Source organism: Pseudoalteromonas sp. CuT4-3 (assembly GCF_035666335.1).
Taxonomy (GTDB): domain Bacteria; phylum Pseudomonadota; class Gammaproteobacteria; order Enterobacterales; family Alteromonadaceae; genus Pseudoalteromonas; species Pseudoalteromonas atlantica.
Genome location: NZ_CP142030.1, coordinates 2321444 through 2334566 on the forward strand (window position 1 = coordinate 2321444; position 13123 = coordinate 2334566).

The 13123-nt window shown below is 40.5% G+C and carries 8 protein-coding genes and 3 pseudogenes; 1 reads left to right on the forward strand and 10 read right to left on the reverse strand.

Annotated features, from left to right (window positions below):
- Nucleotides 1–492: 492 nt before the first annotated feature.
- The 5 genes and pseudogenes from VOI46_RS10620 to VOI46_RS10640 all read right to left on the reverse strand — a co-directional run.
- Nucleotides 493–1455 (reverse strand): class 1 fructose-bisphosphatase, encoded by a 963-nt coding sequence (locus VOI46_RS10620; protein ID WP_004589506.1) that lies wholly within the window; start codon nt 1453–1455, stop codon nt 493–495.
- Nucleotides 1452–2534 carry a class II fructose-bisphosphate aldolase gene (gene fbaA, locus VOI46_RS10625; protein WP_004589505.1) on the reverse strand — a complete coding sequence of 361 codons (1083 nt, stop codon included), beginning with the start codon at nt 2532–2534 and terminating at the stop codon, nt 1452–1454. The genes VOI46_RS10620 and fbaA overlap by 4 nt, the downstream gene beginning before the upstream one ends.
- 13 nt (nt 2535–2547) lie before the next feature.
- Nucleotides 2548–3165: a bifunctional 4-hydroxy-2-oxoglutarate aldolase/2-dehydro-3-deoxy-phosphogluconate aldolase gene (gene eda / locus VOI46_RS10630; protein ID WP_004589504.1), complete on the reverse strand. Its 618-nt coding sequence runs from the start codon at nt 3163–3165 to the stop codon at nt 2548–2550.
- Between the two features lie 65 nt (nt 3166–3230).
- Nucleotides 3231–4163 carry a sugar kinase gene (locus VOI46_RS10635; RefSeq protein ID WP_004589503.1) on the reverse strand — a complete coding sequence of 311 codons (933 nt, stop codon included), beginning with the start codon at nt 4161–4163 and terminating at the stop codon, nt 3231–3233.
- Between the two features lie 58 nt (nt 4164–4221).
- Nucleotides 4222–4668, reverse strand: a pseudogene (locus VOI46_RS10640) (MFS transporter); the annotation flags it as partial.
- A 187-nt stretch (nt 4669–4855) separates the two neighbouring features.
- On the opposite strand from VOI46_RS10640, the gene VOI46_RS10645 reads away from it, so the two are divergent.
- Nucleotides 4856–5839: an IS110 family transposase gene (locus VOI46_RS10645; RefSeq protein WP_324738003.1), complete on the forward strand. Its 984-nt coding sequence runs from the start codon at nt 4856–4858 to the stop codon at nt 5837–5839.
- 35 nt (nt 5840–5874) lie between these two features.
- Here VOI46_RS10645 and VOI46_RS10650 read toward each other — a convergent pair.
- The 5 genes and pseudogenes from VOI46_RS10650 to VOI46_RS10670 all read right to left on the reverse strand — a co-directional run.
- Nucleotides 5875–6735, reverse strand: a pseudogene (locus VOI46_RS10650) (MFS transporter); the annotation flags it as partial.
- A gap of 3 nt (nt 6736–6738) precedes the next feature.
- Nucleotides 6739–7083, reverse strand: a complete 345-nt coding sequence (locus tag VOI46_RS10655) for a cupin domain-containing protein (protein WP_004589273.1) — start codon at nt 7081–7083, stop codon at nt 6739–6741.
- 5 nt (nt 7084–7088) lie between these two features.
- Nucleotides 7089–9304 (reverse strand): annotated as a pseudogene (locus VOI46_RS10660) (heparinase II/III family protein).
- 5 nt (nt 9305–9309) lie between these two features.
- Nucleotides 9310–11568 carry a chondroitinase-B domain-containing protein gene (locus VOI46_RS10665; protein WP_004589275.1) on the reverse strand — a complete coding sequence of 753 codons (2259 nt, stop codon included), beginning with the start codon at nt 11566–11568 and terminating at the stop codon, nt 9310–9312.
- 146 nt (nt 11569–11714) lie between these two features.
- On the reverse strand, nt 11715–12593 hold the full coding sequence (locus VOI46_RS10670; protein WP_004589276.1) for an NAD(P)-dependent oxidoreductase: 879 nt from the start codon (nt 12591–12593) through the stop codon (nt 11715–11717).
- Nucleotides 12594–13123: the final 530 nt, after the last annotated feature.

The window sequence follows — 13123 nt, forward strand, 5'->3', positions numbered from 1 at the left end:
TATTTAGCAGGTGTTATGTGTGATTTACCAAATACCCAGTGCGTTATTACCAAATTATTTTATTTTTACGCTTCATTGTTAACCAACTTGGTAATATAAGCATAATAAAAACACTTTTACCACTATATTCGTTCAAAATTCATCATATTTTATTAACTGAAAGTTAACTTACGTCTATACCTAATAACGCAGCGTTATTACCAATATTAATTTCACGAATAGATAAACAAACAACCTTTATGAACAATTGGTTTTACCGAAAGAATTACTCTTAATTGTTACGTAGTGCGATAAGCACATAAAGAATGGAGGGGTGGAAAATACAGGCGTAAAGCTTTAACTGTAATAGCCTATAGATATGAATTTTTGGTGTGTATATAAAATAACGTAGCCACTGCGTTTAACTCACTATTAGTCAGCAGTGGCTTACGTTTTATTTAAAAGGCGTAAGGGCACAATAACCGCCCTTTTGTACTAAGGCCTTAGCCAGGTTTAATAAACCGTAGAATTAAAATAAGTCACAGGTTCACTAGAGCCTAAAATAACAGGCACACGCTGGTGCAGCTCATCGGGCTGAATATCTAAAATACGCATACCCTTAGAGGTGGCTATACCGCCTGCGTTTTCAGTGAGCATCGCCAGCGGGTTAGCTTCGTAAAGTAAGCGTATTTTACCGTTTTCATTACCAGCGCGCGTATCTTGCGGGTACATAAATACCCCGCCACGGCATAAAATTCGGTGCACATCACCAACCATGGCTGCATTATAGCGAATTGAGCTTTTAGCAAATTCTTCTGATGTATACAGTAATTTATCAAAGTAAATTTGTGTTGCTTCATCCCAGTATCGGTAATTTGCCATATTAACCGAGAACTCACGGCTTTTACTCGGTACTGCAAGCTCTGGTTTTGTAAGCAAAAAGCCACCGTGGGTTAAATCGTGTGTATAACAGCGGGTTGGCCCACCTGTACTCATTACTAGTAACGACGATGGCCCATACAGCACGTAGCCTGCACAAACCTGATTAGTACCGGGTTGATTAAATTGCTCATCACTATCGTAGGGCACATCTACCTTTGCTGGGTAAATGGTAAAAATAGTGCCTATTTGCCCGTTAACATCAATGTTTGATGACCCATCAAGGGGATCAAATGCCACAATATATTTTCCATCAGGGTGGGCGCCTACTGCATTATCTTCTTCTTCAGATGCCACTGTTTTTACAAGATCGTCATCAATTAAGGTATCTTTTAACAGTTGATTGGCAATGACATCTAACTTTTTTTGCACCTCGCCCTGGATATTTTCGTTAAGGGTAGAGCCTAAAACACCCGCAAGCTCACCTTGGCTTACTCTAAACGCTATTTCTTTTGTGGTTGCTAATAGCGTGCGAATTAACATGATAAGGTCGGTTTCAACCCCATCTTGCTTTAATACTTTATTCAGTCTTTTCATGCGCTATACCTGTTCACACAATTAAGGTCGTCAAAACATTGGATCAGGCGAGCCACCATATGCTGCTCCGACTGGCGTAACCACACACGTGGATCATAGTATTTTTTATTGGGTTTATCTTCGCCATCAGGGTTACCAATTTGGCCTTGCAAGTAGTCTTGTTTTTCTTGGTAGTAGTTTAATACCCCGTTCCAACTCGCCCATTGGGTGTCGGTATCAATGTTCATTTTTACCACCCCGTAGGTTAGCGACTCAGCAATTTTACTGTGCTCAGAGCCACTCCCACCGTGAAATACAAAATTAATAGCGTTATGCTCTAAATTAAATTTTTCAGCTACATAGGCTTGCGAGTCGCGTAATATGGTAGGTGTTAATACCACATTGCCAGGCTTGTATACGCCGTGAACGTTACCAAACGAAGCAGCAATGATAAAATTAGGGCTTATTTTACTAAGTCGCTCATAGGCGTAGGCTACATCTTCTGGTTGAGTGTAAAGCGCAGAGCTGTCGAGGTGCGAGTTATCAACCCCGTCTTCTTCTCCGCCGGTACACCCGAGCTCTATTTCAAGTGTCATGCCTATTTTTGCCATGCGCGCTAAATAACGCTCACAAATTTCTATATTTTCTTCCAGTGGCTCTTCTGACAGGTCTATCATGTGCGATGAAAAAAGCGGCTTGCCTGTTTGTGCAAAATACTTTTCGCCTTCATCTAATAAACCATCAATCCAGGGCAGTAGTTTTTTTGCTGCGTGATCTGTGTGCAGCATGACAGCAACGCCATAGTGCTTCGCCACGTTATGCACATACTGTGCAGCACTTATTGCCCCAACAACGACAGATTGCTGGCCCTCTAGTGCTAAACCTTTACCACAAAAAAACTGCGCTCCCCCATTAGATAGTTGAATAATGACCGGCGACTTCATTTTTTTTGCGGCCTCTAAGGTGGCATTAATTGACGATGTGCTCACCACGTTTACAGCAGGCAATGCATACTGATGCGTTCGTGCGTGTTTATACACTTCGCTTACTTCATCGCCAACAACAACGCCTGGTGCAATGGTTGGGGCTAAATAATTCATTTTTTGCTCCTTGCTATTTTAAAGCCTCGATACAAGAGTCTGTAATGGCTTGCCAATTACCCTGCGCTACCCATTCTTTTTTAGCAACCCAGGTACCGCCTACTGCAAATACATTGTTTAACGACAAGTAATCCATTTTATTTTTTTCGCTTACACCGCCAGTCGGGCAAAAGCTCACTGCACGAAATACAGATGAGACAGCAGAGACAAACGGCGCACCACCAGCCAGTGAAGCAGGAAAGAGTTTTTGCTCTTCAAAACCATACTCAAGCGCCATTGATATATCGCCGGTATTTGATACACCTGGCAATACTGGCACGTTACACTTAACCAGCTCACTTAATAGTGTAGGCGATACAGCGGGAGTAACTATAAAATCTGAGCCTGCTTCTAGCGCTTGCTTTAAAATTGTTTCGTTAATAACGGTGCCTGCGCCCACTTTTAGCTGTGGAACCTGTTCTTTTATGGCTTTAAGCGCATCAATTGATGCATCTGTTCTAAGAACAACTTCTACCAAAGTTAGGCCTGCCTCTGCCATTGCTTTAGCAATGTTTACACCTTGCTCTGGCGTGTCTGCTTGAATTATAGGTAGCAGAGTTTGCCCTGCCATTAGTTCAGAAAAGCGAGTCATGCGTTATTTCCCTTATTTTTAAATAATCGTGCTACTTAGTGTTATAAATTGAGTAAATTAGCCAGTTAGAGACCTGATTTAGCCATGGCTTGTTGAAAAACATCTTTTGGTGCAATAGCACCGGGTTGCTGAATAACAGCGCCGGCAGCCTGCGCGCCCAGCTTAACCGCTTCACTTATAGGGCGCCCATCTAAGCGCGCTCCTAAATACACGCCGTTAAAGGCATCGCCTGCGGAGGTTGTATCAATAACGTTTTTAACCGGCGTAATACTGTGGCTTTGCACTGTATTAGCCTCTTTTGTAATGACTGAATCGGGGCCGTTTTTTACTATAATTTCGTTAATGTTGTACGGAGCCAAATAATCAATTACCGCTTCTACACTTTGCACGTTGTAAAGCGTTTCTAAGTCTTCAACGCCGGGTAACGTAATATCGGCTAAGCTAAATGCACTATGGTATTGCGCTTTAGTTTGCTCAACGTTATCCCAAAGTCGCGCACGGTAATTTGGGTCAAATACTATTTTTACACCCGCGGCTTTAAGTTGCTTTACTATGTCCCAAAACTGCGCTCTTGCTTGCTCTTCTATTACGGCTAAAGAAATACCCGAAAAGAAAAACATATCACCCGATGACAGCTGCTTAACAAGCTCAGGGCTGATAAATTCAACCACCTTTTTGGCTGCTGAATCATCCCGCCAATAAATAAAACTGCGCTCGCCTTGATCGTCCGTTTCTATGTAATACATACCTGGGACTTTACTGCTATGAGCAAATACATAGTCTGTATTTAATTGCTCACTTGCAAAACGCTCACGCATTTTTTTACTTAAGTTATCTTCCCCTAAAGCGGTAATAACTGAGGTGGTGATTTGTGGGAAACAACGCTTTAAGTAAACAGCCGAATTGTATACGTCACCTGCAAATGACTGATGCAATGTAGAGGGAACAGTCGCTCTTAACTCAATCATGCACTCGCCAATAAAGTAAATATTTTTCATTATTATCACTTACCTTAGGTAGTAAATGGCTGTGAGAAACACAGCCATTGCCAACAAATTAGTTAGGCTTTTTCAATGGTTCAATTTTTGGAATTAAAATCCATACAGCTGCCATTGCAATAATCGCTAAAGACGCGCCTATCACAAACGCCGGTGTATAATTACCGTCCGCTGTTAAAATAGGTACCAATGACGTAAGCCCTACAGCACCTAATTTAGCGGCCATGCCAGAGAAGCCCGACAACGTACCTACCGCTTTTTTACCCAGTAAGTCGCTTGGTAAGGTTTGAACGTTACCAATGGCGGTTTGAAAACCAAATAAAATAACAGCCATAATAAGTACCGCAATTACCGGCTCGCCTGGGTTTGCCATTGCAAGCAGCGCCGGCAACATAATTAAACACCCTAATGTGATGGTCAGCTTACGCGTTTTATCGGTATTCCAGCCTGCTTTAAGGCGGTTTTGGGCAAGTAAGCCACCAAACCAAGCACCAAACATAGCGCCTTGTATCTCTCGTTGATAAATGATTAGCTATCATTTATCACATCGAAGTCAGTGAGCTTGCCTTTGCGCCTAGTATTTAATACTGCTCCGTAGATAAAGCCCTGACTTTCTATTCTCACAAACTGAATGGTATCCAAGCACACTTTTATTTAAGTAGATGCTGTATGTACAAGGGGAGTAAGTAGAGATGATGTTTATCGGCATTGATATTAGTAAAGAGAAAATTGATTTATCGTGGTTGAGAGACCAGCTTACAAACAAGATTAAAACAAAAGTCTTTAAAAACAAGCATCAAGACTTTGAGAAAATAGAAAAGTGGCTTTTAAATACAACTAAAAGCGTTGCTAGTGAGCTCGTTATCACCCTCGAACCAACGGGTGTTTATCATGAAGCACTGATGTATTTTTTACATGAGCAAGGCTTTAATATTATTTTAGCGAATACAGGCAAAGCGAAAAAGTATGCTGACGCGTTAAACATAATTCATAAAACAGACAAATCTGATGCAACGATGCTTGCCCACTACGGCTGTGCAAAGCACGCAGTCGTTGATTATTGGCAACCTGAAGCGTTAGAAGTTAGAGAGCTTAAAGCCCTTATCCGTCGTTTAGATGCGCTTGAGAGTAACCGGCAACGAGAAGCTAACCGATTAGAAGCAAGTGAATTCAGCAACGTTTCAGCACGTGTTCGCCAATCGATAAAAGTGACTATCGCATTTTTAGATGACGAAATTAAACAGCTTAAATCTGACATTGATGATCACATAGATAATGAGCCTGGTTTAAAAAGAAACAGGAAACTACTAGAGTCTATACCTGGCATTGGGCATGTATTATCGAGAGAGCTGACATATTTGTTTGCGGCTAAAAAGTTTAATAAAGCCAAAGAAGCAGCAGCTTATTGTGGGTTAATTCCACGGCATAATGAATCGGGTAAATTAAAAGGGCGAACATCAATTAGTAAACTTGGGCCAGCCAGAATTCGCTGCAAACTCTATATGGCAGCTATTGTCGCTGGGCAGTGGAATAAAACAATAAAACGACACAAGTTAACATTAATAAATAACGGTAAAACACCGATGCAAACTGTGTGTGCGAATATGAGAAAGCTCATCCATATATGTTTTGGTGTAATAAAAAACCAAGAAGCGTTTAAGCTCCAAGTAAGTTAAGTACGACCTTGAAGCTTAAAATGAGAGATGGTATCTACATACGGAACCCAGCCATAAATACCAATCGATTTAACATCCATGCCATACACTTCGTTTAAGTAAATTGGTATCCAAAAAACAAATAACCACCAAATAGGGTCGATAGCTGCAGAGGCTATAATTACGCCCCAGCTTTGCTTACGAGAGAGTAACTCGCCTGTAGACGGGTTATATTCTTCTTCGTCATCGCTTGTTACATCGCCGTTATCATCAACGCGTCTTTGTCCGGTAAGAATGTACTCACGCTCTTCTTCACTTATCCAAGGGTGAGAGCCTGGAGGCGCTTTTACCAATATAATCCAAGGAACTAACCATAAAAAACCTAAGGCACCAACAAATACAAACACCATTTGCCAGCTAAAGTACACGGTTAAATAAGCAATAAGCGGGATAGCAATAATGCCACCAATGGCTGCGCCAGAATTAAATATACCTTGCGCTAAAGCACGCTCTTTTGTTGGAAACCACTCGGCATTACCTTTAGCTGCACCGGGCCAGTTACCAGCTTCGGCTACACCTAAAATTGCACGGAAAATACTTAAACTAAGCACCCCTTGTGCAAAAGCATGGGCAACAGTGGCTAATGACCACACACCAATTGAAAGCACAAAACCTAAACGCGTACCAACCCAGTCAAAAATTTTGCCAAAAATAGCTTGGCCAAATGCATAAGCAAATACGAATACTATAGAAATATTAGCGTAAATTTGTTTACGCTCTAACGCAGATTCATCAGGGAACATTTCTTCCACAATGTCTGGCCATAAAACGCTAAGCGCTTGACGGTCTATGTAGTTAATAATGGTAGCAAGTGCAATTAGCACTATAACCCACCAGCGTAAGCCTTGAATTTTCATAGGTTATTCCTCAAGAAAGTCTTCGCGAGCTGGGCTAAAGGTATCAATCAGTATACCGCCAGTTGGGCACGTTGCACCGTGATCAGCAAAAGGAGGAATAAAACAGCTATCACCCGCTTTTAAGATTTTAGTTACGCCATCAATGTTAAAGTGAAACTCACCCTCAACCACATACGTTACTTGCGAGTGCCTGTGTGCATGGTTATAACCAATAGCCCCTTCTGAGAACCAAATTTTCACGGCCATTAGCTCTTCGTTATAGCCAAGCATTTGGCGTTTTAAGCCATTACCTAAATCTTCAATCTCGGTTTCGTTACCAAATGAAAAGTGTGCACTTTGCTTTTGCATCCTGTTTACTCCTGATTATTCTTCATCGCATAAACGCCAAGGCGGCCATTTAAGGTGAATGCTTTATTTTGATATGTGAATGTGTGTTTAGCTGCTTTATCGGCTTTGTTGATAGCAACCAAATAGGTATTATTTTTTACTTTAACTTCAATTAGGTCTAAGTGCTCTTGCGCGTCATACTTAAGTGACGATACACGGCTAACAGCCTCTAGGGTATATTCTTTACTTGGGTTGTATTCACCGTGAGGCTCAAGTACTGAAATAAATTTATGCTGTTTTTTACCTTCTACACGGCGAATGTAGCCATTTTCGTTACGAAGATTAAAGTGTGGATCGTTTGCCCCTATTTGCGTAAATAAGAAAGACTCATCCCCTTTTACTAGGCTTGTTTGTGTATAAAACGGCCGTTGTCGTTTAACCACGTTACCTTTGCTAGGCCTTCATCTGGTTGCGCCTGTGCTTTTAACCATAAATGTTGATAGCCATTTTTATCACCCAGCGCAGCTAAGCTTTTGGTGTTACCAAGTAACTCAAAGCTGGTATCAATTAATTGGCCTTTGTAATGCAGTGGTAAATCAATTTTATGGGAGGAATCTGCAGTCACATTAAAAATATCAACTGAAAGCGTGCTTTCAAGCATAGGTAAATTAATTAACGCTAACGTGCGTTCAAGCTCAACACCTTTGTAAGCGGTGCTTATTTGCCCACTTGACACCGTTCCGTATTGGTTTGTTTCAAAGAAATTAAGCGTAGGATGATTGTTATTACCCACTTTAACATTTGCATTAAAATGCGAGGTTTCATCAATCACAACCGTATTGTGTGCCACGGTATGTTTTGCGTAAGTTTCGTTTTCTGGTAGGTAACGGCCGCCGTATTTAGCCTCAACATTTAAAAAACGTGCAGCGCCATAATCAGATACAATTTCATTGCCATGATCGTAAAATTGCCATGTTAATTTATCAAAATGTCCATGCCCTAAACCCTGTGCGGCAGGTTTAAATAAAAGTGCTTGGTCGCCGCCAGTTTGCGTACGCATTACTACCAACGCCCCTTGCTTGCCATCGTTACCATCGCCAAACGCTACCGATTTAAATACATAAGGAGTTTGCTTATTTTTATCCAGCGCTTGAGCCACCTTTAGGCCATCGCCAGAGAGTATTATTTGATTTTGCTTTTTAGCTATATCTAAGTAACCAGTATCGTGTGTTAAACCATAAGCGGCAGTTACACCGTGTACCAGCTCTATTGTGTCTATACCTTTACTTTTAATTGCATCGTTTATCGGGAAAAATAAACCGTTATAGCTTAGCTGAATAGTGGTATCAATGGCTTTAAGTAATATGCCATCGCGATATTCAAAAATGTCTCGCTGCGGTTCGTTGTTTTCAATTGCTTTAGCAAAGGTAACAAACGGAAGTAGTGCAAAGCGTTGATAATAAGGACCTTCGTTGTAATAGCCTTGTGGCGAAAACAGCATGTCTAGCTGCTTAATAAAGCCACCCTCGCCCGATTTATCTAAATCGTAAAGAGACTTTTCGACCCACTCAGATTCATCTAGCACATACCCTGCCATGCCTACACCGGCTGTAGCCCACGTACCATGGTTATGTACCTTGTTAAAGGTTGATGGCTGGCCTTGTGATAAAAATAACGATACTGGACGCAGTAAGTCATTTTCGATGGTTTTAATATTAGCGGCGCTTAACGCATCATGCACTAAATCGTATGCTTGAATGGTATAAACAAGCCACATGGCCTCATTAAGGCTTTGCCAAAATAGTTTACCTGGGTTTTGCGACTTAACTTTGCGCTTAGGGTGTACATCAAGTGTTGGGTATAATTTGGCATATTCAAGCAACATATCACGTACGTAATGAGCGTATTTATCATCTTGGCTAAGCTGATAAAGAACACCGGCGTTATACATAAGCTGATAATTTTTTTTGTGTCGTTCGTGGGTATACCCTCCCCCACCGTCTTTTGGTACAGGCACTGTTATAGGGCTTTTAATTTGCTCATCTACTTGTGCTTTAAGCGCTGCAAATGCGTTGGCAAACTTACCCTGTTCATTGTTGCTAATTGCTTGGCGCATTTGCTGTACATCATCATTGGTTATTACCAAATTTGGATGCGCTGCGTAGGCGTTTATCGATAAAACTAAGGCACTTACAGTAACACCCAGCGTTTTAAATAATGACTTATTTTGGGTTAAATTCATCATTGTTAGTTCACCTTATTTAAAACGTTGTTATTTTTAATCGTTGCCGTGTGCGAGCCCGCTACACGTAACTCTTTTACGCTTGGCGCTTGAGTTGCATCAAAGGTGTTATCTGTAATGGCTGTTATTGGCTCACCAACCGTGTGCTCAATTTTAATCGGTGCCGATTTTTCAAATACGTTGCTTGCAATATTTGTGACTTGTACACCGTGCGCATACACACTCGCTTGCGCCTTGTTGCGCTTACCTAAACCTACTTTAGTTAGGGTGTTATTGGTCATTAATAAATGCGGACCAAAGGTGCTTTCATCACTTCCACCTCGGTATAACTTAACGACTCCACCGGCTACCTCATTAAAGGTATTGCTTTTAAGTGTTACATACTCTGCGTTATAAATACCTAAGTCTTCTATTTCGGTATCGAGACGTAAAATATCGCCAGTTACATTTTTAAAGGTGTTATTTACTAACGTGATTTCATCTGCCATCGCCCCTTTACCCGTTACAAAAAAGTGAAATGAGTGATTAATATCAAGATTAGTTAATTGTGAGTTGTGTATTTCAAAGCGGTAGTTATCAACCATGCCCCACTTTTTAGTACGTACCACACTATTATTAATGGCATCAGGTGCGTTTTCACCCGAGATAACTAAACCATCTAGCTTTAAGCTACCGCCATCATGAATTTCGAATAAGGTGGAGCGTTGGTAGGTCAGCTTAGCTTTGCCAGTATGTTTAGCCTTAAGGGTAAGCACTTTTGTTATTTTAACGAGTTTAGAAACATCGTATTGTCCATCTGCAAGCTCTAATACATCACCCGTTTGGGCTGCATTGATTGCGTTAAGTAAGGCATCTGCAGTTGCTTTAACCTGGTGAGTTTTACCCGTATCAAATGCCACAACTTGCTCTGTTTTTGGATACCAGCTAACGCCGGTATCGGCCTTTTTTAGCACCTTTAAACCGCGTTTAGCACCTGCACTAATTTTGCTTGATTCAGGATACAGTAAACCGTTACTAGCTCTGGTTAGTGTTACATTTTGCTGTTTAACACCGTAATTTAACTCTTTTAATACCTGGGTATTAGCTACATTTTCACTAAATTTAATACCGCTTACATCATCAAAGGTTGTAAAAGGCTGCTCGCCATTTTGATTAATAATAAGGTTATTTATCATTACGCTATTAATTGGTGCAGCGCTACGCTCGCTATCGCTACCTGCGCCAAGTTGTATATGACGCACATTTACATAGGTATTGTTTTCAATTGTCGCGTTTTCTACCTGATGGTAGCGATTTATTGGTGAGTTAGGTACGCCGTTCATAACCGTAAAACCACTGCCAAAACGGTAGCCTGTTAAACCTTCTAAGTAGTTATTTTTTACTGTTTGGTTTTTATTAATGATGCGAATGCCACCTGTGTGATCTACACCGTTACCAAAAAAAACGTTCTCTTCTATAATATTGCCATTACCATGGCGCAACGTTAGTGTGCCGCGAGACTCAAAAAACACATTATTGCGGATTTGGTTTTTCCCTGATTTAACCGAGATTATTTCTACTTCGCCGTTAGTACGTTCAAAGTAGTTGTTTTCAACTACGGTAAATGAATCACTTAATGAATAGTGGCTAGTACCAATACGCAGTGTTTCACCGCCGTTAGATCCAAAAGTAGGACGATAGCCAAAGAAGTTATGATCAATTTGATGGTGGTTTTGTTGGCTTTGCTCACTATTAAGCCTTACAGCAACCGTAACGCCTTTGTTACGTTTACCTACTAAGTGGCTGTGATCAAAACGATTGTGTTTACCATATAGAGCCACCCAATAGTCTGATTCTCGTTTATCGGGGTTATTGTAGTTATCGATAACGACTTGTGTTACGCGGGAGTGAGTAGCAAGCTCATCTTTATTTTTACGAAATTCAATAACGGCTGAGCTAGGCGTATAACCATTTTTAAATACAAGTCCTGACACTTCTAAATACGAACCCGCCAGTCTTAAATTAGATTGCCCTGATAAAATAACGTTACCCTTGGTTTGCGCTGTAAGCTTTATAGGGGCGTTTTTGGTTCCTTGGCCTTGTAATAAAATTTCGAAATTAGACCACGTACCGTCTTTGAGAGTTATTTTATCGCCGGCAACGAGTTTGTCAGAGATTTCTTGAAAAGCTTGTTTAGTGTCTACAAAATAATCTTTGGCTGCCAATTGTGTGGATGTGCACCCAATAAGAACTAGGCTAAGCTTTATTATATTAATTAAACGCATAGATAACTCTTTTTCAGTGTGACCGGAAGTAATGCCTTATCAATAGTAATGCTGCACTCATTGCACAAAGCAGGTTAAATCTAGCCAATTGATGTTGTGTGTGTTTTGGTGCTTTAACTACGTTAAAGCACCCAATGTTGTCGGTATTACTTTTCTAGAGTTTTAAAGTAATCAAAAATTTCTGGTACGTTGCCTTGCCCCATACCTGCATCAAATGCCGCTTGTAAGTTAGCAGATGACCCTTCAGCAATTTTTGATTCAGTCCCAAGGTCTGAAACCATTTGTAGGAAGTAGCCTAAATCTTTGTTTGCATTGGCAATTGAAAAATCAAGGTCGCTTACATTGTCTACCGCGTAGTTTTTACAAAATTGCATAAATGGAGAGCTAGAAGACCCTGTCGACATAATGTCAAATAGTTGCTGGCGGTCTACACCGGCTTTGTCTGCTACAGCAAACGCTTGTGACATAGCACATACCGTGGTCATACCCATAAAGTTATTGATTAACTTAGTTGTATGCCCTGCGCCTAGCTCACCTAGGTGAAATACGTTTTCGCCTTGATCTTCAAGTACAGGTTTAACTTTATTGAAGGTGTCAATATCACCCGCTGCCATAATATTTAATAGGCCGTCTTTAGCATGGGCTGGAGTACGCCCTAGTGGTGCGTCAATCATGCCTGCGCCTTTAGCGGCTAGATCAGCACCAATTTTTTTAGTAGATGAAGGAATTGATGTACCAAAATCAATTAATACCGCGCCTTCTTTAATACCCGCTAAAATGCCATCTTCTGCGTACACAATTTTTTCAACAACTGCTGATGTTGTTAAACAAAACATAATTATGTCTGCACCTTGTGCAAGCTCTTTTGCAGTGCTTGCTGTTTTTGCGCCTCTGCTAACGCATGCAGCAACCGCATCTTTGTTTAAATCCATAACAATAAGCTCATAGCCTTTGTTCTGTAAGTTTTCGGCCATATTGCCGCCCATTAAGCCAAGGCCGATAAAACCGATTACTGGTTTAGACATGAATAACTCCTAAATATGATGGCGCGTGCTTTTATGAGTACGAGTAATGATTTACCCCATAAATAGGTACGCTGTGTCGTTTAATTCAATTTGCTAAAGTAACCCTGAGCATGTTCGTTTGAATAGGTAACCCGCCGCGTTATTACCATTTGAGCGAATAAAAACAGAGTGATTACACGCTGTATATTATTGACTGGTTACGTATTTATTTCGTTATGCTTAGCATTGCTTTGATTATTTATTAATACCTTGGAGAAGCTAAAACCAAGCAACTTACCAATTGGTATGTAAAAACTGTATTACCATACACCAATATTGTCAACCAATAAGTTAACTTTGTAAACCAAGGTAATTTACAATTTATTTCAAGTTAACAAAATAACAATAATAAACAATTAGTTATAGGTAGTATGGAAATCAAATTAATTCAACGCACTTTTCCCTTCTTTGGTTAGAGCTTAATAAAAAATAGGTTGACCAATAAGTGCAACAACTTTATAAACTCGTATAAATAGCATGGCTATAATTAC